General features: G+C 55.6%; 24 protein-coding genes. 16 read left to right on the top strand and 8 right to left on the bottom strand.

Annotation, left to right across the window (positions count from 1 at the left end; translation table 11 throughout):
* The first annotated feature begins 144 nt into the window (after nucleotides 1-144).
* Nucleotides 145-201, top strand: coding sequence for a YsgD/CorL family protein (gene ysgD, locus C0560_RS20150; RefSeq protein WP_212743980.1), 57 nt, complete (start codon nucleotides 145-147; stop codon nucleotides 199-201).
* Nucleotides 202-351: 150 nt separating this feature from the next.
* Nucleotides 352-1,302, top strand: coding sequence for a magnesium/cobalt transporter CorA (gene corA / locus C0560_RS20145; protein ID WP_095283883.1), 951 nt, complete (start codon nucleotides 352-354; stop codon nucleotides 1,300-1,302).
* Between the two features lie 82 nt (nucleotides 1,303-1,384).
* Here corA and rarD read toward each other — a convergent pair whose 3' ends face one another.
* Nucleotides 1,385-2,281, bottom strand: a complete 897-nt coding sequence (rarD, locus tag C0560_RS20140) for an EamA family transporter RarD (RefSeq protein ID WP_100778446.1) — start codon at nucleotides 2,279-2,281, stop codon at nucleotides 1,385-1,387.
* Nucleotides 2,282-2,332: 51 nt separating this feature from the next.
* Nucleotides 2,333-2,800, bottom strand: a complete 468-nt coding sequence (yigI, locus tag C0560_RS20135) for an acyl-CoA thioesterase YigI (RefSeq protein ID WP_095283881.1) — start codon at nucleotides 2,798-2,800, stop codon at nucleotides 2,333-2,335.
* Between the two features lie 160 nt (nucleotides 2,801-2,960).
* On the opposite strand from yigI, the gene pldA reads away from it, so the two are divergent.
* From pldA to rhtC, 3 genes are all read left to right on the top strand, one after another.
* Nucleotides 2,961-3,830: a phospholipase A gene (gene pldA, locus C0560_RS20130; protein ID WP_100778447.1), complete on the top strand. Its 870-nt coding sequence runs from the start codon at nucleotides 2,961-2,963 to the stop codon at nucleotides 3,828-3,830.
* Nucleotides 3,831-3,920: 90 nt separating this feature from the next.
* On the top strand, nucleotides 3,921-5,750 hold the full coding sequence (gene recQ / locus C0560_RS20125; protein ID WP_100780793.1) for an ATP-dependent DNA helicase RecQ: 1,830 nt from the start codon (nucleotides 3,921-3,923) through the stop codon (nucleotides 5,748-5,750).
* Nucleotides 5,751-5,811: 61 nt separating this feature from the next.
* Nucleotides 5,812-6,432 carry a threonine export protein RhtC gene (gene rhtC / locus C0560_RS20120; protein ID WP_100778448.1) on the top strand — a complete coding sequence of 207 codons (621 nt, stop codon included), beginning with the start codon at nucleotides 5,812-5,814 and terminating at the stop codon, nucleotides 6,430-6,432.
* Nucleotides 6,433-6,482: 50 nt separating this feature from the next.
* Here rhtC and rhtB read toward each other — a convergent pair whose 3' ends face one another.
* On the bottom strand, nucleotides 6,483-7,103 hold the full coding sequence (gene rhtB / locus C0560_RS20115) for a homoserine/homoserine lactone efflux protein (RefSeq protein WP_112012613.1): 621 nt from the start codon (nucleotides 7,101-7,103) through the stop codon (nucleotides 6,483-6,485).
* A gap of 109 nt (nucleotides 7,104-7,212) precedes the next feature.
* On the opposite strand from rhtB, the gene pldB reads away from it, so the two are divergent.
* From pldB to C0560_RS20100, 3 genes are all read left to right on the top strand, one after another.
* Complete coding sequence (gene pldB, locus C0560_RS20110; protein ID WP_102105646.1) at nucleotides 7,213-8,205, top strand: lysophospholipase L2; 993 nt, start codon at nucleotides 7,213-7,215, stop codon at nucleotides 8,203-8,205.
* Nucleotides 8,206-8,230: 25 nt separating this feature from the next.
* Nucleotides 8,231-9,031, top strand: coding sequence for a sugar/pyridoxal phosphate phosphatase YigL (gene yigL / locus C0560_RS20105; protein WP_248859310.1), 801 nt, complete (start codon nucleotides 8,231-8,233; stop codon nucleotides 9,029-9,031).
* Nucleotides 9,032-9,113: 82 nt separating this feature from the next.
* The gene (locus tag C0560_RS20100; RefSeq protein WP_102105645.1) at nucleotides 9,114-10,013 is read left to right on the top strand and encodes a carboxylate/amino acid/amine transporter; all 900 of its coding nucleotides are present in this window, start codon (nucleotides 9,114-9,116) and stop codon (nucleotides 10,011-10,013) included.
* Here C0560_RS20100 and metR read toward each other — a convergent pair.
* Nucleotides 9,901-10,854, bottom strand: a complete 954-nt coding sequence (gene metR / locus C0560_RS20095) for an HTH-type transcriptional regulator MetR (protein ID WP_107702644.1) — start codon at nucleotides 10,852-10,854, stop codon at nucleotides 9,901-9,903. The two genes, C0560_RS20100 and metR, sit on opposite strands and share 113 nt — an antisense overlap.
* 115 nt (nucleotides 10,855-10,969) lie before the next feature.
* Between metR and metE the strand changes: the two genes are divergently transcribed.
* Complete coding sequence (metE, locus tag C0560_RS20090; RefSeq protein WP_248859309.1) at nucleotides 10,970-13,231, top strand: 5-methyltetrahydropteroyltriglutamate--homocysteine S-methyltransferase; 2,262 nt, start codon at nucleotides 10,970-10,972, stop codon at nucleotides 13,229-13,231.
* 27 nt (nucleotides 13,232-13,258) lie between these two features.
* Here the strand turns inward: metE and C0560_RS20085 are convergent, their stop codons facing one another.
* The 4 genes from C0560_RS20085 to C0560_RS20070 form a co-directional block, all read right to left on the bottom strand.
* Nucleotides 13,259-14,095, bottom strand: coding sequence for a PRD domain-containing protein (locus C0560_RS20085; RefSeq protein WP_100778455.1), 837 nt, complete (start codon nucleotides 14,093-14,095; stop codon nucleotides 13,259-13,261).
* Between the two features lie 23 nt (nucleotides 14,096-14,118).
* On the bottom strand, nucleotides 14,119-15,582 hold the full coding sequence (locus C0560_RS20080; RefSeq protein ID WP_100778456.1) for a glycoside hydrolase family 1 protein: 1,464 nt from the start codon (nucleotides 15,580-15,582) through the stop codon (nucleotides 14,119-14,121).
* A complete protein-coding gene (locus C0560_RS20075) occupies nucleotides 15,582-17,393 on the bottom strand; it encodes a beta-glucoside-specific PTS transporter subunit IIABC (RefSeq protein ID WP_248859308.1) in 1,812 nt (603 codons plus the stop codon). Before C0560_RS20075 ends, C0560_RS20080 begins: the two co-directional genes overlap by 1 nt.
* 179 nt (nucleotides 17,394-17,572) lie before the next feature.
* Entirely contained in the window at nucleotides 17,573-18,379 is an 807-nt protein-coding gene (locus tag C0560_RS20070) for a dienelactone hydrolase family protein (protein ID WP_100778458.1), read from the bottom strand.
* 251 nt (nucleotides 18,380-18,630) lie between these two features.
* Between C0560_RS20070 and udp the strand changes: the two genes are divergently transcribed.
* The 7 genes from udp to tatB all read left to right on the top strand — a co-directional run bounded on the left by udp (nucleotide 18,631) and on the right by tatB (nucleotide 24,939).
* Nucleotides 18,631-19,392: a uridine phosphorylase gene (udp, locus tag C0560_RS20065; protein WP_095283865.1), complete on the top strand. Its 762-nt coding sequence runs from the start codon at nucleotides 18,631-18,633 to the stop codon at nucleotides 19,390-19,392.
* Between the two features lie 140 nt (nucleotides 19,393-19,532).
* Nucleotides 19,533-20,990, top strand: a complete 1,458-nt coding sequence (gene rmuC / locus C0560_RS20060; protein ID WP_248859307.1) for a DNA recombination protein RmuC — start codon at nucleotides 19,533-19,535, stop codon at nucleotides 20,988-20,990.
* A gap of 66 nt (nucleotides 20,991-21,056) precedes the next feature.
* Complete coding sequence (gene ubiE, locus C0560_RS20055; RefSeq protein ID WP_100778460.1) at nucleotides 21,057-21,812, top strand: bifunctional demethylmenaquinone methyltransferase/2-methoxy-6-polyprenyl-1,4-benzoquinol methylase UbiE; 756 nt, start codon at nucleotides 21,057-21,059, stop codon at nucleotides 21,810-21,812.
* Between the two features lie 13 nt (nucleotides 21,813-21,825).
* Complete coding sequence (gene ubiJ, locus C0560_RS20050; RefSeq protein WP_100778461.1) at nucleotides 21,826-22,431, top strand: ubiquinone biosynthesis protein UbiJ; 606 nt, start codon at nucleotides 21,826-21,828, stop codon at nucleotides 22,429-22,431.
* The gene (gene ubiB, locus C0560_RS20045; protein WP_100778462.1) at nucleotides 22,428-24,068 is read left to right on the top strand and encodes a ubiquinone biosynthesis regulatory protein kinase UbiB; all 1,641 of its coding nucleotides are present in this window, start codon (nucleotides 22,428-22,430) and stop codon (nucleotides 24,066-24,068) included. The genes ubiJ and ubiB overlap by 4 nt, the downstream gene beginning before the upstream one ends.
* A 73-nt stretch (nucleotides 24,069-24,141) precedes the next feature.
* A complete protein-coding gene (gene tatA / locus C0560_RS20040) occupies nucleotides 24,142-24,396 on the top strand; it encodes a Sec-independent protein translocase subunit TatA (RefSeq protein WP_100778463.1) in 255 nt (84 codons plus the stop codon).
* A gap of 3 nt (nucleotides 24,397-24,399) precedes the next feature.
* A complete protein-coding gene (tatB, locus tag C0560_RS20035) occupies nucleotides 24,400-24,939 on the top strand; it encodes a Sec-independent protein translocase protein TatB (RefSeq protein ID WP_100778464.1) in 540 nt (179 codons plus the stop codon).
* Nucleotides 24,940-24,941: the final 2 nt, after the last annotated feature.

The raw sequence follows: 24,941 nt of genomic DNA, 5'->3' as shown, positions 1-24,941 counted from the left end.
AGAAAAATATCATTATTTTGTAATAATCTGCTAGCCTTATAAGCTGAAGGCTATTTATTGCTCTTCAGCGTTCCGTTGCGTGTTGACGCCACAGTTATTGCTGGCGTAACATGCGCGCACGATTACGCTAAGAGGACATTCGCCTTGGACACACCCAGTAGATACTGGCTCAATTCCCTGTCATCCAGGAACAACTCCTAAGGCTATCTCCTCTTGCTGATGGCCTTAGTGGTTGTCAGCGACCTGCTTAATTCCCGTCGCGCTGAGTCAGGCTTTTAATGGTCTGAAACCCATATTGTTTCTGTGTGCCCACCGAACTGTCCGATATTTTTTGCATTGGGAGTCCCGGTCATGTTGAGCGCATTTCAACTGGAAAAAAACCGACTGATTCGGCTTGAAGCTGAAGAGTCACAGCCCCTCATTGATGCCGTATGGGTGGATCTGGTCGAGCCGGACGACGATGAACGCCTTCGCGTACAATCAGAGCTCGGACAAAGCCTGGCGACCCGCCCGGAACTGGAAGACATCGAGGCCTCCGCGCGTTTCTTTGAAGACGAAGACGGCCTGCATATCCACTCCTTCTTTTTCTATGAAGATGCGGAAGATCACGCCGGTAACTCCACCGTCGCATTTACCATTCGTGATGGCCGCCTGTTCACCCTGCGCGAACGCGAGCTGCCTGCGTTTCGTCTCTACCGCATGCGCGCCCGCAGCCAGGCGATGGTAGATGGTAACGCCTACGAACTGCTGCTCGACCTGTTCGAAACCAAAATCGAGCAGCTGGCGGACGAAATCGAAAACATCTACAGCGATCTGGAAAAGCTGAGCCGCGTGATCATGGAAGGCCATCAGGGCGATGAATATGACGAAGCGCTGTCGACGCTGGCGGAGCAGGAAGATATCGGCTGGAAAGTGCGTTTGTGTCTGATGGATACCCAGCGCGCCCTGAACTTCCTGGTGCGTAAAGCGCGTTTACCGGGCGGTCAGCTGGAGCAGGCGCGTGAGATCCTGCGCGATATCGAATCCCTGTTGCCGCACAACGAATCCCTGTTCCAGAAAGTTAACTTCCTGATGCAGGCGGCGATGGGCTTTATCAATATCGAGCAGAACCGCATCATCAAGATCTTCTCGGTGGTGTCGGTGGTGTTCCTGCCGCCAACGCTGGTGGCGTCGAGCTACGGGATGAACTTTGAGTTTATGCCGGAACTGCGCTGGAGCTTCGGCTACCCGGGCGCGATTATCTTTATGATCCTCGCCGGGCTGGCACCGTATCTCTATTTCAAACGTCGTAACTGGCTTTGAGCGTGATGCCGGGTGGCAGCTACGCCTTCTCCGGCCTACGTAACCTGTAGGCCAGAGTGGCAAAGCGCCCACCGGCAAAAAATCACACTCCTTTTCGCACTCTACGCTGGGTATAAATCGCATCGGCGACGAATACCGCCAGCGCCACCCAAATGAACGCGAACGTCACCATCTTATCCGCACCCGGTACTTCGCCGTAGAACACCACCGCCAGCAGGAACATCAGCGTCGGGCCGATATACTGGAAGAAGCCAAGCGTGGAGAGGCGTAAGCGTGTGGCGGCACCGGTGAAGCACAGCAGCGGGATGGTGGTGACAACACCGGCGGCAATCAGCATCAGATTCAGCGACCACGGATTATTCGCCATATGGCTGGTGCTGCTGTCGGCGATGCCGAACAGATAAATCGCGGCCAGCGGCAGCAGCCACAGGGTTTCAAATAGCATCCCTGTTTGCGCTTCCACGGCGATTTTCTTACGCACCAGGCCGTAAAACGCAAAGCTAAACGCCAGCCCCAGAGCAATGATCGGCAGCGAGCCGAAGGTCCACAACTGTACCAGTACGCCGCAGAGCGCCAGGAGTACCGCCACCCACTGCATTCGGCGGAAACGCTCGCCGAGGAACAGCATCCCCAGCACGATATTCACCAGCGGGTTAATAAAATAGCCGAGGCTCGCTTCCAGCATATGGTGGTTATTCACCGCCCAGATGAACAGCAGCCAGTTGCCGCCGATCAGCACCGCAGACAGCGCCAGCAGGAAAATCTTCTTCGGGGTTTGCATCAGCGTTTTCACGCCCGACCACTGGCGGCTCACGCTCATCAGCGCCACCATAAAGAAAAAGGACCAGATCACACGGTGGGTGAGGATTTCGTCGGCCGGGACAAAGTAGATCAGCTTGAAGTACGCAGGCGCGATACCCCATATAAAATAAGCGGCCAGAGCGAGTAAAACGCCCTGCCGCGTCTGTTTAGCATCCATCGGGATAATCCGTTACAAAAAAGTAAATTCATTTTACCCGATTACACCTTCTCAACCCACCATATAAGTGGCGGTTGCGCTGGCGATGTAAACCTGCTCTTCGTTATGTAATTCGACGCGAGCGACGGCGACCTTATTGCCTGCGCGCAGCAGACTGCTGGTGGCGGTAAAACGGTTCCCGCGGCCTGGCCGTAAATAATCCACGCGTAAATCAATGGTGCCCATTCTGGATAAGCGCTGACGCAGTTCATCTTCGTTGATGGTGTCATGGCGCGCCAGCGTGCTGCCCACGCAGACCAGCCCGGCGGCAACGTCCAGCGCAGAGGCGATCACTCCGCCGTGCAAAATGCTTTGCGCCCAGTTTCCCACCATCATCGGCTGATTGTTAAAGCTGAGCTGAGCGAATCCCTTCTCGTAACGTTCAAGCTCCAGCCCCAGCGCGCGGTTAAAGGGCATGTGATAGACAAAAATCTCTCCCACCAGTTTCAGAGCTTCTTCAGCGGTAAGCGTGGCTGACATGAAAAGTCGCATCCTTCGTTGTTAACAAAATGTTGATTTTATGCTTCAGAGATAAGGAATTCCACTTTCAGAAACGAAGAGGGGAAGTTAATTGAGAAATAGGTAGAATGTGGCCCACATAACTATTCACATAATTTCATTTTGCAGGAGAACCCCACCGATGCGGACGTATCTGGGTTGGTTACTGGCGGCGGTTACGCTGCCGCTCACAGCATTTGCGCAGGAAGCGACGCTCAAGGAAGTGCACGATAAGCCCGCCGTTCGCGGCAGCATTATTGCTAACATGCTTCAGGAGCACGATAACCCGTTCACGCTCTACCCGTACGACACAAACTATGTGATCTACACCCAGACGAGCGATCTCAACAAAGAAGCGATCAGCTCCTATAACTGGTCTGATAATGCGCGTAAAGACGAAGTGAAGTTCCAGCTCAGCCTGGCCTTCCCGTTCTGGCGCGGCATTCTGGGGCCGAACTCGGTTCTGGGCGGCTCATATACCCAGAAATCCTGGTGGCAGCTCTCCAATAGCGGCGAATCTTCTCCGTTCCGCGAAACCAACTATGAGCCGCAGCTGTTCCTCGGTTTTGCGACCGACGACGAATTTGCCGGCTGGACGCTGCGCGATGTGGAGTTTGGCTATAACCACGACTCCAACGGCCGTTCCGATCCGACCTCGCGTAGCTGGAACCGCCTCTATACCCGTCTGATGGCGGAAAACGGCAACTGGATGGTGGAAGTGAAGCCGTGGTATGTGATTGGCGATACGGACGACAACCCGGATATCACCAAATACATGGGCTACTATCAGCTGAAGATTGGCTATCAGCTGGGCGACGCGGTGCTGAGCGCCAAAGGCCAATACAACTGGAATACCGGCTACGGCGGCGCAGAGCTGGGCCTGAGCTATCCGATGACCAAACATGTACGCATCTATACTCAGGTGTACAGCGGTTACGGCGAGTCGCTGATCGACTACAACTTCAATCAGACCCGTGTCGGCGTGGGCGTGATGCTTAACGATCTTTTCTAGCCTGCTAGAATGTTTTTGCGTTAAACGTTGAAGTTTCTCTCTCAGGCGCTGAAAATAGCGCCTGTTTTGTATCTGGCAAATGGGGTTAACGTGGCGCAGGCGGAAGTAATGAATCAGGAATCGCTGGCTAAACAGGTTTTGCATGAAACCTTTGGCTACCAGCAATTTCGCCCTGGCCAGGAAACCATCATTGAAACCGTACTGGAAGGCCGCGACTGTCTGGTGGTTATGCCGACAGGCGGCGGCAAATCCCTGTGCTATCAGGTTCCCGCGCTGGTGCTGGATGGTCTTACGGTGGTGGTTTCACCGCTCATTTCCCTGATGAAAGACCAGGTGGATCAGCTGCTGGCGAACGGCGTGGCCGCTGCCTGTATCAACTCCACTCAGACTCGTGAACAGCAGCAGGAAGTGATGGCCGGATGCCGTACCGGGCAGATTCGCCTGCTGTACATCGCCCCGGAACGTCTGATGCTGGACAACTTCCTCGAACATTTGGCGCACTGGAACCCGGTGCTGCTGGCGGTCGACGAAGCACACTGTATCTCCCAGTGGGGTCACGATTTCCGCCCGGAATACGCCGCGCTCGGCCAGCTCCGCCAGCGTTTCCCGGCGCTGCCGTTTATGGCGCTCACCGCCACGGCGGATGACACCACGCGTCTGGACATCGTGCGCCTGCTCGGGCTTAACGATCCCTTTATTCAGGTCAGCAGCTTCGACCGCCCCAACATCCGCTACATGCTGATGGAAAAATTCAAGCCGACGGACCAACTTCTGCGTTACGTGCAGGAGCAGCGCGGCAAATCCGGCATTATTTACTGCAACAGCCGCGCGAAAGTGGAAGACACCGCCGCGCGTCTGCAAAACCGTGGCTTTAGCGCTGCGGCCTACCACGCCGGTTTAGAAAATCACATCCGCGCCGACGTGCAGGAAAAGTTCCAGCGTGATGACCTGCAAATCGTGGTCGCGACGGTGGCGTTCGGGATGGGGATCAACAAACCAAACGTGCGCTTTGTGGTGCATTTCGACATTCCGCGCAATATCGAATCCTATTATCAGGAGACGGGCCGCGCCGGGCGTGACGGTCTGCCTGCCGAAGCGATGCTGTTTTACGATCCGGCGGATATGGCGTGGCTGCGCCGCTGCCTGGAAGAAAAACCGCAGGGGCAGCTGCTGGATATCGAGCGTCATAAGCTCAACGCGATGGGCGCGTTTGCCGAAGCGCAAACCTGCCGTCGTCTGGTGCTGCTTAACTACTTTGGTGAGGGGCGCCAGGAGCCGTGCGGTAACTGCGATATCTGTCTCGACCCGCCAAAGCAGTACGATGGGCTGATGGACGCCCGTAAGGCGCTCTCAACCATTTACCGCGTGAATCAGCGCTTTGGTATGGGTTACGTGGTGGAAGTGCTGCGCGGTGCAAATAATCAGCGTATCCGCGAGATGGGCCACGATAAGCTGCCGGTTTATGGCATTGGCCGCGAACAGAGCCACGAACACTGGGTGAGTATTATCCGCCAGCTGATTCACCTCGGTTTCGCCACGCAAAATATCGCCCAGCATTCCGCGCTTCAGCTCACGGAAGCGGCGCGTCCTGTGCTGCGCGGTGAGTTAGCGCTGCAGCTTGCGGTTCCACGCGTCGTCGCCCTGAAACCGCGCGTGATGCAGAAATCCTACGGCGGCAACTACGATCGCAAGCTGTTTGCCAAACTGCGCAAGCTGCGTAAGGCGATTGCCGACGAAGAGAACATCCCGCCGTATGTGGTGTTCAACGATGCGACGTTGATCGAAATGGCCGAGCAGATGCCGCTCAGCGCCGGTGAAATGCTGAGCGTCAACGGCGTTGGTACGCGCAAACTCGAGCGCTTTGGCAAAGAATTTATGGCGCTCATTCGTTCCCATGCTGATGGTGACGATGAGGAGTAGTCAGTCCGGCTAAAAAGTGCCAGGATGGTGACTCACTGAATTATTTTCCCGCGAGTTAATTATGTTAATGCTATTCCTCACTGTGGCGTTGGTGCACATCGTTGCGTTGATGAGCCCTGGCCCTGACTTTTTCTTCGTTTCGCAGACTGCCGTCAGCCGCTCCCGCAAAGAGGCGATGATGGGCGTGCTCGGTATTACCATGGGTGTCATGGTCTGGGCTGCCGTTGCGCTGCTTGGCCTGAACCTGATCCTCGCGAAAATGGCCTGGCTGCATAATATCATTATGGTCGGCGGTGGCTTGTATCTGTGCTGGATGGGCTACCAGATGCTGCGCGGTGCGCTGAAGAAAGAAGAGAGCGTAGCCGCTGAACCTAACGTTGAGCTGGCGACCGGTGGACGCAGTTTCGTGCGCGGCTTACTGACCAACCTTGCAAACCCAAAAGCGATTATCTACTTCGGCTCGGTGTTTTCCCTGTTCGTCGGTGACGACGTCGGCGCGGGCGCGCGCTGGGGCATTTTCCTGCTGATCGTCGTCGAAACCTTCGCGTGGTTTACCGTGGTAGCGAGCCTGTTCGCTTTACCGTCCATGCGCCGTGGCTATCAGCGCCTGGCGAAGTGGATCGATGGCTTTGCGGGGGCGCTCTTCGCAGGGTTTGGGATTCACCTGATTATCTCCCGCTAATATCCTGAATGCCGGATGAGGTGCTTGCACCGCCATCCGGCTTTTCCCGGCTACGCATGCCTCGCCGACGCCAGCAACGCACCTACCAGCATAAACAATGACCCGAACACTTTGTTCAGCGCCTTCATCTGTTTCGGCCCTTTGATCCACGCGGCAATTCGTTGCGCCAGGGTCGCGTAACCAATCATCACAATGATATCGACGATAATGGTGGTGGCGCCGAGCACCACGTACTGCATCACCTGTGGCTGATGCGGGACGATAAACTGCGGAAAGAGGGCGGCGAGAAAGACAATGCTTTTCGGGTTGGTCAGGTTCACAAATACCGCGCGTTTAAACAGACGACCGCGCGTCTGGGTATGGGCGAGGGTATTCAGGTCAATCGAGCCTGCCGCGCGCCATTGCTGGATGCCCAGCCAAATCAGATAAGCTGCACCCGCCCATTTGAGCACTTCAAACGCCAGTACCGAACGCGAGAACAGCGTCCCAAGGCCAATCCCCACCAGCACGATATGAATACCCAGCCCGGTCTGTAGTCCGGCAATGGACGCGGCCGCGCCGCGATAGCCGTGGTTAATGGATGTGGTCATGGTATTGATCGCGCCAGAGCCAGGGGAAAGGCTCAGGATGATGGATGTCAGCAGGTAAGCGAACCACCACTCGAAGGTCATTTGAAACTCCCGAATCGTCTATTTTTATGCCACAATACGCTATTGTCGCGTCATTGTGTGACGCAACCAGAAAAAACGATATTCCTTGGCTTACAGGGGTGGAAACCCGATGTTTCAGCAGAAAAAGGACTGGGAAACACGCGAGAACGCATTTGCTGCTTTCTCCATGGGGCCGCTGACCGATTTCTGGCGTCAGCGCGAAGAAGCCGAAATCACAGGCGTGGACAATGTTCCGGTGCGCTTTGTTCGTTTTCGGAATGTCAAAAACGACCGCGTGATCGTGGTTTGCCCCGGTCGTATCGAAAGTTACGTTAAATACGCTGAACTGGCCTACGACCTTTTCCATCTTGGGTTTGATGTACTGATTATCGACCATCGTGGGCAAGGGCGCTCCGGTCGGTTGTTATCCGACTCGCACCGCGGGCATGTGGTGAATTTCAGCGATTATGTCGACGATCTCGCCGCGTTCTGGGAGCAGGAAGTGCAGCCTGGGCCGTGGCGCAAGCGCTATATCCTGGCACACTCCATGGGCGGGGCGATTGCGACGCTGTTTTTACAACGTCATCCGCATCAGTGCGATGCCATCGCGCTCACCGCACCGATGTTTGGCATCGTGATGCGCTTTCCGGACTGGATGGTGCGCCATATTCTCGACTGGGCTGAGGGCCATCAGCGCATTCGTGAAGGCTACGCGATCGGGACCGGTCGCTGGCGCGCTCTACCGTTTGCCGTGAACGTGCTAACGCATAGCCGCCAGCGTTATCGGCGTAACCTGCGTTTCTACGCCGATGAGCCGCGCCTGCGCGTCGGTGGGCCAACGTACCACTGGGTGCGTGAAGGTATCCGCGCGGGGGAGTCTGCGCTGGCCGGTGCGGGCAAAGATGCCACGCCAACGTTACTGATTCAGGCAGAAGAAGAGCGTGTGGTGGATAACCGCATGCACGACCGTTTTTGCGAATTGCGCGCCGCCGCCGGGCACCCCTGTGAAGGGGAGAAACCGTTGGTCATAAAGGGCGCGTACCATGAGATCCTTTTTGAAAAGGACACCATGCGCTCAGTCGCGCTCAACGCTATCGTCGAGTTTTTCGACAGGCATAACTGATTTCCTATTGAGGTTAAATTTTCCTATGTACCAGGTTGTCGCATCTGATTTAGATGGCACGCTGCTTTCTCCCGACCACACCCTGTCGCCTTACGCGAAAGAAACCTTAAAACTGCTGACAGCCCGTGGCGTGAACTTCGTCTTCGCAACTGGCCGCCACCACGTGGATGTGGGGCAGATCCGCGATAATCTGGACATCAAAGCGTACATGATCACCTCCAACGGTGCGCGCGTACACGACACCGACGGCAATCTGATCTTCACCCATAACCTCGATCGCGATATCGCCGCCGACCTGTTTGGCGTGGTGCATAGCAACCCGTCAATCGTCACCAACGTTTACCGCAACGACGACTGGTTTATGAACCGTCATCGTCCGGATGAAATGCGTTTCTTCAAGGAAGCGGTTTTCAACTACACCCTGTACGAGCCGGGTCTGCTGGAGCCTGAAGGGATCAGTAAAGTGTTCTTCACCTGCGAAACCCACGAAGAGCTGCTGCCGCTGGAGCAGGCCATTAACGCGCGCTGGGGCGACCGGGTGAACGTCAGCTTCTCAACGTTGACCTGTCTGGAAGTGATGGCGGGCGGCGTATCGAAAGGTCACGCGCTGGAAGCGGTGGCAAAACGCATGGGCTACGAGCTGAAAGATTGCATCGCCTTTGGCGACGGCATGAACGACGCTGAAATGCTGTCGATGGCCGGGAAAGGCTGCATTATGGAAAACGCGCACCAGCGTCTGAAAGATCTGCACCCGGAGCTGGAAGTGATTGGCACCAACACTGATAACGCCGTGCCGAACTACCTGCGCAAACTGTTCCTTGAATAATCTTCATTTGATTATTTATTGCTCAGTTGTCAACTGAAGAGTTCGCTACAATGCTCGTCCTTCTTTCTGAGAGACATGCATTGTGGCGCTACTCATTATCACCACTATCCTGTGGGCCTTCTCGTTCAGCCTGATCGGTGAATATCTTGCCGGACACGTCGACAGCTACTTCTCTGTGCTGATGCGCGTTGGGCTGGCTGCGCTGGTGTTCCTGCCGTTCCTGCGCCTGCGCGGACAGACGATCAAAACCATTCTGCTGTACATGCTGGTGGGCGCAATGCAGCTCGGCATCATGTATCTGTTCAGTTTCCGCGCCTATGTCTATCTGTCGGTATCAGAATTCCTGCTGTTCACGGTGCTGACGCCGCTCTACATCACGTTGATTTATGACCTGCTGAGCAAACGTCGTCTGCGCTGGGGCTACGTCCTGAGCGCGTTGCTGGCGGTGGCCGGTGCGGCGATTATTCGCTACGACAAAGTGAGCGATCACTTCTGGACCGGGCTGATGTTTGTCCAGCTCGCGAACATCAGCTTTGCCATTGGCATGGTGGGTTACAAACGCCTGATGGAGATCCACCCGATGCCGCAGCACAACGCGTTCGCCTGGTTTTATATGGGGGCGTTCATCGTAGCGGTGGTGGCGTGGTTTATGCTGGGCAATCCGCAAAAATTGCCGACCACCACACTGCAATGGAGCGTGCTGATCTGGCTTGGGGTAGTCGCTTCAGGGCTGGGCTACTTTATGTGGAACTACGGGGCCACGCAGGTGGATGCCGGGACGCTGGGCATCATGAACAACGTTCACGTGCCTGCGGGGCTGCTGGTGAACCTGGCAATCTGGCAGGAACAACCCCACTGGCCGAGCTTTATTATTGGGGGAACGGTGATTCTGGCTTCCCTGTGGGTACATCGCCATTGGGTCGCTCCGCGCTCCGAACAAACGGCAGATGGTCGCAAGCGTGATTCCGCGCTGAGCGAATAAACGCCTCCGTGACCGGCTGACGCTGCTCGCCATCGCGCACGGCAGCGTACAGTCGGCTCCACAATCCCTCGCCCAGGGTTTTGGTTACTACCAGACCCTGACGTTCAAAGCTCTCCACCACCCAGTGCGGCAGCGCCGCGATCCCCATTTTAGCCGCCACCATCTGAATCAGCAGCAGGGTGTTATCAACACTTTTCAGGTTCGGGCTGATGCCTGCCGGTTGCAGGAAATGGCGCCAGATATCCAGACGACTGCGCTGCACCGGATAGATCATCAGCGTTTCAGTCGCCAGATCTTCCGGCGTGACGCGCGTTTTCACCGCCAGCGGATGGTCAGGTGCCAGCACCAGGCGCACTTCATAATCAAACATCGGCGAATAGTGCAGACCGCTGCGCGGCAGAATATCGGAAGTCAGCACCAGATCCAGCTCGCCCTGCTGGAGAGACGGCTGCGGGTCAAAGGTCACGCCCGATTTAAAGTCCATCTCTACCTGCGGCCAGTTCTGACGGAAATTCTCAAGCGCGGGCGTCAGCCACTGAATACAGCTATGACATTCAATTGCGATGCGCAGCCGTGTCTGCTGCGGCTCATTGCAGGATTGCAGGGCGCTGGCGATTTGCGGCAGCACCTGATTTGCCAGCTGCAGCAAAATCTCACCCTGCGGCGTAAAGCGCAGCGGCTGGCTCTTACGCACGAACAGACGAAAGCCAAGGCGTTGTTCCAGATCGCTGAACTGGTGGGACAGGGCGGATTGTGTTTGATGCAGCGTGGCCGCAGCCGCTGCGAGCGAACCGCAGTTCCGCAACGCTTGTAGCGTTTTCAGGTGTTTTATCTCGATCATGAAAGTCCTTCACTTCGCCATGAACAATTTGCGCTTGTGGATCATACAGTACATTCACATTATGGATGTGTAAACATCTGGATGGCTAAATAACGAATTCATAAGAGGCAGCGACATGACAATTATTAACCACACCCTCGGTTTTCCTCGCGTTGGCCTTCGCCGCGAGCTGAAAAAAGCACAAGAGAGCTACTGGGCGGGCAACGCCACCCGTGAAGAGCTACTGGCGGTTGGACGCGAGCTGCGTGCGCGCCACTGGGATCAGCAAAAACAGGCAGGCGTGGATCTGCTGCCGGTGGGCGATTTTGCCTGGTACGACCATGTTCTGACCACCAGCCTGCTGCTCGGCAATGTGCCGGCTCGTCATCAGAACAACGATGGATCGGTAGATATCGACACCCTGTTCCGCCTGGGTCGTGGGCGCGCACCGACCGGCGAGCCAGCGGCAGCCGCAGAAATGACGAAATGGTTTAACACCAACTATCACTACATGGTGCCGGAGTTTGTGAAAGGCCAGCAGTTCAAACTGACCTGGAGGCAAATCCTGGATGAAGTGGACGAAGCGCTGGCGCTGGGCCACAAAATCAAACCTGTACTGCTCGGCCCGGTAACCTACCTGTGGCTGGGCAAAGTGAAAGGCGAGCAGTTTGACCGCCTGAGCTTGCTGAAAGACATCCTGCCGGTGTACCAGCAGGTGCTGGCTGAGCTGGCAAAACGCGGCATCGAGTGGGTACAAATCGACGAACCGGCGCTGGTACTGGAGCTGCCGCAGGCGTGGCTGGATGCCTTCAAACCGGCTTACGACGCTCTCTCCGGGCAGGTTAAACTGCTGCTGACCACCTATTTCGAAGGCGTCACGCCGAACCTCGACACCATCACCGCGCTGCCGGTGCAGGGCCTGCACGTTGACCTGGTTCACGGCAACGATGACGTGGTAGAGCTGCACAAACGCCTGCCGGCTGACTGGCTGCTCTCTGCCGGTCTGGTTAACGGACGTAACGTCTGGCGCGCCGATTTGACCGAGAAATACTCGCAGATCAAAGACATTGTCGGCAAACGTGATCTGTGGGTAGCTTCGTCTTGCTCCCTGCTGCACAGCCCGATCGATCTGAGCGTGGAAACGCGTCTGGATGCGGAAGTGAAAAGCTGGTTTGCTTTCGCCCTGCAAAAATGTGAAGAGCTGGCCCTGCTGCGAGATGCGCTGAACAGCGGCGACACGGCTGCGATTACCGAATGGAGCGCACCGATTCAGGCGCGCCGCCACTCGACTCGTGTTCACAACGCGGCGGTGGAAAAACGTCTGGCGGCGATCACCGCCAAAGACAGCCAGCGTGAAAATGCCTATGAAGTTCGTGCTAAAGCACAGCGCGCGCGCTTTAATCTGCCGGCCTGGCCAACCACCACTATTGGCTCATTCCCGCAGACCACTGAAATTCGCGGCCTGCGTCTGGACTTCAAAAAAGGCAATCTCGACGCCAACAACTACCGCACAGGCATCGCTGAACACATCAAACAGGCGATTATTGAGCAGGAACGTCTGGGTCTGGACGTGCTGGTTCACGGCGAAGCCGAGCGTAACGACATGGTGGAATATTTCGGCGAACATCTGGACGGTTTCGTCTTTACCCAGAACGGCTGGGTGCAGAGCTACGGCTCACGCTGCGTAAAACCCCCGGTGGTGATTGGCGACGTGAGCCGCCCGGAAGCGATTACCGTCGAATGGGCGAAGTACGCCCAGTCTCTGACCGACAAACCGGTCAAAGGCATGTTGACCGGTCCGGTGACTATTCTGTGCTGGTCCTTCCCGCGCGAAGACGTGACCCGCGAAACCATCGCCAAACAGATTGCGCTGGCGCTGCGTGATGAAGTGGCGGATCTGGAAGCGGCAGGCATTGGCATCATCCAGATTGACGAACCGGCATTGCGCGAAGGTCTGCCGCTGCGTCGCAGCGACTGGGCGGCGTATCTGGAGTGGGGCGTGGAAGCGTTCCGCATCAACGCCGCCGTGGCAAAGGACGACACGCAGATCCACACCCATATGTGTTATTGCGAATTTAACGACATCATGGACTCGATCGCCGCGCTGGATGCGGATGTGATCACCATCGAAACGTCGCGTTCCGATATGGAGTTGCTGGAGTCATTCGAAGAGTTCGACTACCCAAACGAAATCGGGCCGGGCGTGTATGACATTCACTCCCCGAACGTACCCAGTGTGGAGTGGATTGAAGCCCTGCTGCAGAAAGCCGCCCAGCGTATTCCGGCTGAGCGTCTGTGGGTCAACCCGGACTGCGGCCTGAAAACCCGCGGCTGGCCAGAAACCCGTGCCGCACTGGCGAACATGGTGAAAGCCGCGCAGAACCTGCGTCAGGCGTAATGCGATATGGCCGGGCGATTGCCCGGCCTAGGCATGACCGTCCATTAACCGGCTGATGTGAATGCTCAGCCACGTCAGCTCATCTTTCGGCAGCGTTAGCTGATACTTCTCCTGCACGTAATCGCGAATCACCCACGCGACGGTCATTGCGTCCGGGCGATGGCGCATCAGCTCCTGATAAAAATCCTCGGTCTCACTGACCACCACGCTTCCACTTAACACGCGTTCCGCGAAATAGCGCAGATGGGTGATAAACCGCCGGTAATTCACCGACTCCGTATCGATCGCTTTGCTCAGCTTGTAGCGCACAATCTCGGCGATGCGATTCACCAGTTCGACCTGCTGATGGGCGGAGCTGTTGTCATCCTGGCTGCTGGCGTTAATGAGATGGAACGCAATATTGACCGCTTCTTCTTCAGGTAGCTCTACGTCAAAGCGTTCATTCACGTTGTCTCGCGCCTGCATCCCGACGCGGTATTCTTGCGGGTAATAGCGCTTCACTTCCCAGCTCAACTTATTCAGGATCAACTGCCCGTTACGGCTACGCTCCACCGCAAAATGCAAATGTTCGGCGAGCGTAAACAGCAGCACGGAGTTCAGCTTTTCGCCGCACAGGCTGCGGGCGAGCGTGAGAATCTCATGGCTGACGTCAAAGTACGCCGCAGGAATGGTATCCGTCAGGGATAAAAAATGGCGGGATTTCAGATCGCTAAGCGGCAGAAAAACTTTCTCCACCTGCGCCAGGTCGATATGCGTACCGGGTTTGGCTCCGAATCCAATCCCTTTACCAAACAGGATCATCTCCCGCTGGTCGTGGTCGACCAGCAGCATACTGTTATTGAGCGATTTTTTTATCGTTATCACGGTTATTCCTGCGGCCTGGCCGTTTAGCTCATGTCAGCGCCATTGCTGGCAATCACTCTCTGGTACCACCAGAACGACTCTTTTTTCAGGCGTTCCAGCGTGCCGTTACCTTCGTCATCCTGGTCGACATAAATAAAGCCGTAGCGTTTGGACATCTGCGATGTGCCCGCGCTGATAATGTCGATACAACCCCAGGTGGTGAATCCCATCACATCTACCCCTTCGTTGATAGCTGCCAATGTTTGTTCGAAGTGGGCGCGGAAATAGTCGATACGATAGCTGTCGTGGATCTTCCCTTCCTCGACGGTATCTTTTGCCCCTAAGCCATTTTCGACAATAAACAGCGGCTTTTGGTAACGGTCATATAATTCGAGCAGGGAGATTTTCAACCCGACGGGATCAATCTGCCAGCCCCACTCGGATGCAGGCAAGTACGGGTTTTTTACCCCCAGAATCGTGTTACCCGCGGTGCGCTCGACATCAGCCTGCGTCGATTCGGTGAGGGACATGTAATAGCTGAAGGAGACAAAATCGACGGTGTGATCTTTCAAAATACGATGATCGTCTGCCTGCATCTCAATCTGAATATCACGGCTGGCGAGATCGCGCAGGATCAGTGGCGGATATTCGCCAAAGACCTGCACATCGGCGTAAAAGTAGTTTTCGAGATTTTTTTTCAGCGTGGCCTCTACGTCCTGCGGGCGACAGCTGTGAGGATAGGTGGTGAGCTTCGTCAGCATGCACCCGACCTGGCTGCCGGGAATTTTGGCGTGGCAGTCGCGGGTCACCAGCGCAGAGGCCACAAACTGGTGGTGCAGCCCCTGGTAAATGTCCTGCTGCGCTTTTCCTGGCGCGCTTTTCTCTTCGCGAATCCCGGCGGTGGTAAACGGATGGCGATGAATGCTGTCGATCTCATTAAAGGTGAGCCAGTAGCGCACCAGATCTTTGTAGCGATCAAAGCAGACATTGCTGAACCGCACGAAAGCATCCACCACGTTACGATGTACCCAGCCGTTGTACTTCTCGCTCAGGGCCAGCGGCATTTCATAATGTGAGAGCGTGACGAGCGGTTCAATATTATGGCGGCGCAGCTCGCGGAACATCTCCTCGTAAAACTGCAGGCCCGCTTCATTAGGGGCCGCGTCCTCGCCTGTCGGGAAGATACGCGACCAGGCAATGGACACGCGCAGAACCTTAAAGCCCATCTCGGCAAACAGGGCGATATCGTCTTTATAGCGATGATAAAAATCAATGCCGCGACGCTTGGGATAAAGTGCGTCGTTGCGCCCTTCAAACGCATCGCGGATATTTTCATCCGTCAGCGCCATATGACCGTCATAATCCTTCAGCGACAGGTTCGGCTTCCAGGTGATGGCGTCAGCGACGGACGGCCCTTTGCCATCAACGTTCCATGCTCCTTCGGCCTGATTAGCGGCAATCGCGCCGCCCCATAAAAAACCTTGCGGAAACGGGAGGGATTTATCCATTACACGGACTCCTTTAGCGTCATGATGATATTAGGATGAGTGTCTTTGTCGTGGTTACTGCCTGGTGTCAGCGAGAATCGTTCGCCATTCGTGACGATCATGACCACAACCGGATCCAGCCCGGCGGCGGTGATGATGTCGAGAGAAAACTCAATCAGTGTGTCGCCGCTTTTCACGTGCTGGCCTTCTTTCACCAGCGGGCGGAATCCATTGCCTTGCAGCCTGATGGTGTCGATGCCGATGTGGAAAATCAGCTCAACCCCTGCATCCGTTAAGAGGCTTAGGGCATGACCGCTTTCAAAGACGTTAACGACCGTGCCGTCGGCGGGAGCACGCAGGACGCCCTGCGAAGGGACAATGGCTACGCCATCGCCCATGATTTTGCGCGAAAAAACGTCGTCGTTAACATTTTCCAGCGGGATAATTTGCCCCTCTACGGGACGGATAAAGTGCAGTTCATCGGCCTGTTCCGGGGCGTTATCGCGCCATAACAGCAGAGCACTCAGAAAGGCGATGACAAAAGATAAACCGGCACCCGCAAAGGCCCAGACGATGTTCATTGGGTTATCGGGCGAGACGAACATGGAGATGCTGGCAAGGCCAGGCCCTACCAGCGCAAAGGCTTCGATGGCCATCCAGCCAATAAATGCGCCGCCAACCAGGCTACCCGCAAGCACGCTATACAGTGCTTTTTTATTGAGAAGCGTGACGCCATACAGAGCGGGTTCGGTAATACCAAACAGCGCGGAAATTCCTGCCGAGAAGGCGGTGGATTTCAGTACCTTATCTTTGCTCCGGAGTGCAATGGCCAGACAGGCGCCAGATTCAGCGATGTTATGTGCCAGTGACGCAGGCAGATAGAGCATTTCGCGCCCGAACTGGCTCATCGAGGCGACGGCATAAGGCAGCATCGGCTTATGCATGCCGGCTGCGACCATAAACGGCAGCGCTGCCGCGAGTAACCCGGTCGCCACAAATCCCAGCTTGCCATAAAGCCATAAGATCACCGTGGCCAGGCCCGCGCCAAGCTCATAGCCCAATGGTCCCAGGATCAGCAATGTCACTGGCACCGTAACCAGCAGAGAGAGCATCGGCGAGAGAAAAATGCGCAGTGCGCCGGGAGAGTAACGGTTGAACAGCTTCTCAGTCTGAGCGTAAAACAGCACGCACAGAATGGCCGGGAAGACCTGCGAGGCATAGGCGACATTGCGCAGATCAAACGACATAAACTCTGCGCCATCAGCAAGTTGCTTCGTCATTGCCGGTAGCACCATTACCGCTACGGCAGAGACGGCAACCAGCACGTTCACTTTGAGCTTTGTCGCAGTGGTTATCGCCACCAGTATCGGCAGGAAATAGAGTGGGGCAGAGCCGATATTATCCAGCACTTTGTAAGTGGAACTGTCGCGGCTGAGCCAGCCAAGTACATCCAGCAACAGCAGCAGCGATTTCAGTACGCCGCCGCCCGCAATGGCCGGGACCAGCGGCTGAAAGACGCTTATCACAAAGTCGACGATTTGCGCGCCACGATGGGGCTTGACCGTCTGAGCTGACGCATTTGCCTGGGGTGTGCCGATGAGGGAGCGCGCCGCTTCATAAACCTGCACCACTTCATGACCGATAATGACCTGGCACTGTACGTTGACGCGCACGCCGAGCACGCCATCAATTTTCGCCAGTTCGCGCTCGTTCACTTTCCCGTTATCGTAAAGGCTCAGCCGTAAGCGGGTGGAGCAGTGCTCGAGATGTTCGATGTTTTCAGCGCCGCCCACCTGGGCGATGATATCCAGTGCTGTCTGCAAGTGATTCATGTCTGGCCCCTGTCTCCAGAGCAAAAAAAAGACCTGAAGCCCATTTCCCCCCGAAAGAGAGAGATGGGCTTCAGGTCTTGCCTACGGATCGTAGTTACACGCCTGTGCTTTTTATATCGTCGAAATTCTGTTTAAAAGTCAAACAACGGCTGCGGTTGTTGCGTCAATGTGTGAGCAACTTAACCCTTTTTCGCCCCATACTGCCTGAACCAGGCCAGCATACGTTGCCAGCCATCTTTGGCGGATTCTTCGTGATAACTCGGGCGATAGTCGGCGTTAAAGGCATGTCCCGCGTCGGGATAGACCACGATATCGGCTTTGGCATTGGCGGCACGCAGCGCCTGGCGCATGGTGTCCACACTCTCAAGCGAAATCCCGGTGTCTTGGCCGCCGTACAGCCCTAAAACCGGCGCGTTAAGATCGGTCGCGATATCCACCGGATGTTTCGGTGAATTCAGCGTTTTCTCACCGACCAGTTTGCCATACCACGCCACGGCGGCTTTCAGCTGCGGATTGTGCGCAGCATACAGCCAGCTGATGCGCCCACCCCAGCAAAAACCGGTGACCAGCAGACGGTGCGGATCACCGCCGTTGCGCGCGGCCCAGCTGGCGACGTGGTCCAGATCGGCAAGCACCTGCGCATCCGGCACTTTGCTGACCAGATTGCTGAAAAGCGTCGGGATATCGCTGTAATCATTCGGATCGCCCTGGCGGAAATAAAGCTCCGGCGCAACGGCCAGATAGCCTTCCAGCGCCAGACGGCGGCAGATATCGCGAATATGTTCGTGAACGCCAAAAATCTCCTGTATCACAATGACGATCGGCAACGGACCGTCGGCCTCTTTCGGGCGCGCGTGATAAGCGGGCATGTTTTCACCCTGCGAGGGGATCGAGGTTTCGCCTGCGGTAATGGCTTCTTCTGACGTGGAGACGATGGTCGCGGCGAGAGGGGCAGCAGCAGGTGCAAAATGGGTCTTTTGTGTCATGGTATTCTCCGTACCTGTAAGCGCAAAAGTAAATATAGACCTCAAGTTAACAACTCACAGTGCCCGAAACGGGCTATCTTTTGTGCAGCCCTGAACGATATAACTTGTTAATGTGATGTAAATCACTATTTTGTGGAAATTAACTGCAACCATTTTCATTCATGGTGAGGTGTGTCACGAAATTAAGCCTGGTGCTTCTGTAAAGTACCGTTTTACTTCTTCTGACACACCGACCCACAGAGGAGTCACCTATGTCTAAGTCTGATGTTTTTCATCTCGGCCTCACTAAAAACGATTTACAAGGGGCTACGCTGGCTATCGTCCCTGGCGATCCTGAGCGTGTGGAAAAGATCGCCGCGCTGATGGATAAGCCGGTTAAGCTGGCAGCGCATCGTGAATTCACCACCTGGCGTGCTGAGCTGGATGGCAAAGCGGTGATTGTGTGCTCGACCGGTATCGGCGGCCCGTCTACCTCTATTGCTGTGGAAGAGCTGGCGCAGCTGGGCATTCGTACCTTCCTGCGTATCGGCACCACGGGTGCGATTCAGCCGCACATCAGCGTCGGTGACGTTCTGGTGACGACCGCGTCTGTGCGTCTGGACGGTGCAAGCCTGCACTTCGCACCAATGGAATTCCCGGCTGTCGCGGACTTCGAATGCACAACGGCGCTGGTTGAGGCGGCAAAATCTATCGGCGCAACCACGCACATTGGCGTGACCGCTTCCTCTGACACCTTCTACCCAGGCCAGGAGCGCTACGACACCTTCTCCGGTCGCGTGGTGAGCCGCTTTAAAGGTTCCATGGAAGAGTGGCAGTCGATGGGCGTCATGAACTACGAAATGGAATCGGCAACGCTTCTGACCATGTGCGCAAGCCAGGGTCTGCGTGCGGGTATGGTGGCTGGCGTGATCGTTAACCGTACTCAGCAAGAGATCCCGAACGCAGAAACCATGAAGCAAACCGAAAGCCACGCGGTGAAAATTGTGGTCGAAGCGGCTCGCCGCCTGATCTAATCGCACAACATTCTGTTCAAGGCCGACACGTTCGGCCTTTTCTTTTTTGCGTAACGCCTCGCAGGAAATTCCTTTCAAACTGGACGTTTATACAGCACAATTCTATTTTGTGCGGGTAATGGTTTGATGCAGGAGGCGTTGTGGATATCTCAATCATCGTTTATGCGGCGATAGCGCTGGCGGGGCTGGTCATTGGCTGGCTGATCTCGAGCTATCAACATGCCCAGCAGAAAGCGGAACAACTGCTCGATCGTGAAGAGATCGTCGCTGAGTTGAGCGCTGCCAAACAGCAGCTGGCCCAGAGCAGCCACTGGCGCGATGAGTGCGAGTTGCTCAACAACGAACTGCGCAATCTGCGCGATATCAATACCTCCCTGGAAGCGGATCTCCGCGAAGTCACCACCCGTCTCGAATCCACCCAGCTGCATGCGGAAGATAAAATCCGCCAGATGATCAATAGCGAACAGCGCCTCAGCGAGCAGTTTGAAAACCTCGCCAACCGTATTTTTGAACAGAGCAATCGCCGCGTCGATGAACAAAACCGCCAGAGCCTGAATGGATTGCTGACGCCGCTGCGCGAACAGCTCGACGGCTTTCGCCGCCAGGTGCAGGACAGCTTTGGTCAGGAAGCCCGTGAACGTCACACGCTGGCGCACGAGATCCGTAATCTTCAGCAGTTAAATGCGCAAATGGCGCAAGAGGCAGTCAACCTGACGCGAGCCCTGAAAGGCGACAACAAAACCCAGGGCAACTGGGGAGAAGTGGTGCTAACCCGCGTGCTAGAGGCCTCCGGGCTGCGCGAAGGCTACGAATATGAAACGCAGGTCAGCATTGAGACCGATTCCCGCTCGCGGATGCAGCCCGATGTGATCGTGCGTCTGCCGCAGGGCAAAGACGTGGTGATTGACGCCAAAATGACGCTGGTGGCCTACGAGCGCTACTTCAATGCGGAAGACGATTTCACCCGCGAATCCGCGCTGCAGGAACACATCGCCTCCGTGCGCAATCACATTCGTCTGCTGGGCCGTAAGGATTATCAGCAGTTGCCTGGCCTGCGGTCGCTGGACTATGTGCTGATGTTTATCCCGGTCGAACCGGCGTTCCTGCTGGCGCTCGACAGGCAGCCGGAGCTTATCACCGAAGCGCTGAAAAACAACATTATGCTGGTCAGCCCGACCACGCTCCTGGTGGCGCTGCGCACCATTGCCAACCTGTGGCGCTACGAACATCAAAGCCGTAACGCGCAGCAGATTGCCGATCGCGCCAGCAAGCTGTATGACAAAATGCGCCTGTTTGTCGACGATATGTCCTCCGTGGGGCAAAGCCTGGATCGCGCGCAGGATAACTATCGACAGGCCATGAAAAAACTCTCCTCCGGGCGGGGTAATTTGCTGGCACAAGCCGAAGCGTTTCGCACGCTGGGCGTAGAAGTTAAACGCGAGATTAATCCGGAACTGGCGGAGCAGGCCACGGCCCAGGATGAAGAGTATCGTCTGCGCGAAGGCGTGAATGAACGAAATATGAGCAGTGATGACAGTGAGTTAGCGGCACAAACCGCCCCTGAAACGCAGTCAGAACGATTCTTTCAGGGTGGTTGAATCGTAGGGCAAACGCGCCCAATCTGTTACACTTCATGCACATTTGACTGATTAGCAGGCACTGAGATGGTTGAAGATTCACAAGAAACAACGCACTTTGGCTTTCAGACTGTCGCCAAAGAGCAGAAAGCAGACATGGTGGCCCACGTATTCCATTCCGTGGCGGCAAAGTACGATGTCATGAATGACCTGATGTCATTCGGCATTCATCGCTTGTGGAAGCGTTTCACTATCGACTGTAGCGGTGTTCGCCGTGGTCAAACCGTTCTGGATTTAGCCGGCGGTACCGGCGATTTGACCGCAAAATTCTCCCGCATGGTCGGTGAAACGGGCCGCGTTGTACTGGCTGATATCAACGATTCCATGCTGAAAATGGGGCGCGAAAAACTGCGTAACATCGGTGTGGTCGGTAACGTTGAATATGTACAGGCTAACGCCGAAGCCCTGCCGTTCCCCGATAACACGTTCGACTGCATCACCATCTCTTTCGGTCTGCGTAACGTCACCGAAAAAGAAAAAGCGCTGCGTTCCATGTATCGCGTGCTGAAGCCGGGTGGACGTCTGCTGGTGCTGGAGTTCTCCAAACCAATTATTGAGCCGTTGAGCAAAGCGTACGACGCCTACTCGTTCCACATTTTGCCGCGTATTGGCGAATTAGTGGCAAAAGACGCAGAAAGCTATCGCTATCTGGCGGAGTCTATCCGTATGCACCCGGATCAGGACACCCTGAAAGCCATGATGCAGGATGCCGAGTTTGAAAACGTTGAGTACTTCAACCTGACGGCGGGTGTTGTTGCGCTGCATCGCGGCTACAAGTTCTGACTGGAGGCAACGTATGCCTTTTAAACCGTTAGTCACCGCAGGCATCGAGAATGTCCTGAATACCTTTTTGTATCGCTCGCCTGCGCTGAAAACGGCGCGCCAGCGGCTAAACGGCAAGGTACTTCGCGTGGTGCTAAAAGAGTTCTCGACGCCGCTGGTGCTGGTGTTCAGCGAACGCCAGCTGGATGTCGTGGGCGAGTGGGAAGGCGACGCCGATTGCTCTGTCATTACGCACATGAGCGTGCTGCCAAAACTGCGCGACCGTCAGCAACTCACGGCGCTAATCCGCAGCGGTGAGCTGGAAGTCGAAGGCGATATTCAGGTGGTGCAAAACTTCGTTGCACTGGCCGATCTGGCTGAGTTTGACCCGGCGGAGCTATTGGCACCTTACACCGGTGACATCGTGGCCGAAGGCATCGGCAAGTTTCTGCGCGGCGGCTCGTCCTTCTTACGTAAAGGCGTGCAGCGCCAGCAACGCTACGTGGCTGAAGTGCTGACCGAAGAGTGGCGAATGGCGCCCGGTCCGCTTGAGATGGCGTGGTTTGCAGAAGAAACTGCCGCTGTCGAACGCGCGGTTGACGCGCTAACCCAACGGCTGGAAAAACTGGAGGGCAAATGACGCCTGGTGAAATTCGGCGCCTCTACTTTATCGTCCGCACCTTTTTGAGTTACGGGCTCGACGAGCTTATCCCCAAAATGCGTATTACGCTGCCGCTGCGATTCGGGCGGCGCATGTTGTTCTGGATGCCAAACCGTCATAAAGATCAGCCGCTCGGCGAGCGGTTGCGACTGGCGTTGCAGGAGCTCGGCCCAGTTTGGATTAAATTTGGGCAGATGCTCTCTACCCGCCGCGATCTCTTCCCACCGCAAATTGCCGATCAGCTGGCGTTGCTTCAGGACCGCGTTGCACCCTTCGACGGTGCGCGTGCCAAGCAGCAGATTGAAGAGGCGATGGGCGGCATTCCTGTTGAAACCTGGTTCGATGATTTTGAGATCACCCCGCTGGCCTCTGCCTCCATTGCGCAGGTGCATACTGCCCGCCTGAAAGAGAACGGCAAAGAGATCGTCATCAAGGTGATTCGCCCGGATATCCTGCCGATCATTAAAGCAGACATGAAGCTGATTTATCGTCTGGCTCGCTGGGTCCCGCGCCTGTTACCGGATGGTCGTCGTCTGCGCCCAGTCGAAGTGGTGCGTGAGTACGAAAAAACGCTTATCGATGAACTGAATTTACTGCGCGAAGCGGCCAACGCCATTCAGCTGCGCCGTAACTTTGAAAACAGCCCGATGCTGTATGTGCCTGAGGTCTATTCGGACTACTGCAGTCAGAACATGATGGTGATGGAGCGCATCTACGGCATTCCCGTCTCGGATGTGGTGGCGCTGGAAAATCAGGGCACCAACATGAAACTACTGGCCGAGCGCGGCGTGCAGGTCTTCTTCACTCAGGTATTCCGCGACAGCTTTTTCCACGCCGACATGCACCCAGGTAATATTTTTGTCAGCTACGAACACCCGGAAGATCCGAAATACATCGGCATCGACTGCGGTATTGTCGGCTCGCTGAACAAAGAAGATAAACGCTATCTGGCAGAGAACTTTATCGCCTTCTTTAATCGCGATTACCGTAAGGTGGCCGAGCTGCACGTGGATTCGGGGTGGGTTCCGCCGGATACCAACGTCGAAGAGTTCGAGTTTGCGATCCGCACCGTCTGTGAGCCGATTTTTGAGAAGCCGCTGTCAGAAATCTCATTTGGCCACGTTCTGCTGAATCTCTTTAACACCGCGCGACGCTTCAATATGGAAGTGCAACCGCAGTTAGTTTTACTTCAGAAAACACTACTTTACGTTGAGGGCGTAGGCCGCCAGCTCTATCCTCAGTTAGACTTATGGAAAACAGCGAAACCTTTCCTTGAGTCGTGGATTAAGGATCAGGTGGGCCTTCCTTCGCTGGTGCGTGCGTTTAAAGACAAAGCGCCGTTCTGGATCGAAAAAATGCCAGAGATCCCTGAACTGGTTTACGACACTTTGCGTCAGAGCAAGAACCTTCAGCACAGCATGGATAAAATCGCCAGCGAGCTTCAGTCCAATCGCGTGCGTCAGGGGCAGTCTCGCTACCTCTTTGGCATTGGCGCTACCTTGTTGCTCAGCGGCACGCTGTTGCTGATCAACCGCCCGGACTGGGAGATGATGCCCGCCTGGGTGATGGCCGGAGGCCTTGTGGTCTGGCTGATCGGCTGGAGAAAAACGCGCTGAATTTGCGTCGCTATCGCCAGGTTGCATACGTATAATGCAACCTGATTAATTAATCATCTATCGAGGATGTAGTATGGGTGGTATCAGTATCTGGCAATTGTTAATCATTGCCGTCATCGTCGTGCTGCTGTTCGGCACCAAAAAGCTCGGTTCTATCGGTTCCGACCTTGGCGCGTCCATCAAAGGCTTCAAGAAAGCCATCAGCGATGATGAAGACAAGCAAGAAAAATCCAGCCAGGACGCGGATTTCACGGCTAAAACCATCGCAGACAAACAGGACGAAGCCAAAAAGGAAGACGCTAAACGCCACGATAAAGAGCAGGTGTAAGTCGTGTTCGATATTGGTTTTGGTGAACTGCTGCTGGTATTCGTGATTGGCCTGATTGTATTAGGCCCGCAACGTCTGCCGGTGGCAGTAAAAACTGTCGCAGGCTGGGTACGCGCGCTGCGCTCGCTGGCCACGACGGTGCAAAATGAACTGGCGCAGGAACTCAAGCTCCAGGAGTTTCAGGACAGCCTGAAAAAGGTTGAAAAGGCGAGCATGGATAATCTGTCGCCTGAGCTGAAAGCCTCGATGGATGAATTGCGTGAAGCTGCGGAGTCCATGAAGCGTTCTTACAGCGTCAACGATCCTGAAAAAGCGAGCGATGAAGCGAATACTATTCGTAATCCGCTGGTAAAAGATAGCGACGCTCAGCGTGAAGGCATTACGCCTGCCGAAGCGGAGCATCAGGCCAGTGCGCCATCGCAAGCCCCTGATCTGCAAGAGCCCGTCCCTGCACAAGAGCCTGAGGTAAAACCGAAAGCCGCAGAAGCAAAAGCCGCCGCGCCCGTTTCCGAATCCGCCCCCTCGTCGAGTGATAAAGCGTAAAC

Source organism: Lelliottia sp. AC1 (assembly GCF_023278595.1).
GTDB lineage: Bacteria > Pseudomonadota > Gammaproteobacteria > Enterobacterales > Enterobacteriaceae > Enterobacter > Enterobacter nimipressuralis.
Note: the sequence above shows the minus strand (reverse complement) of the source record. Positions and strands in the feature narration are given on the sequence as shown.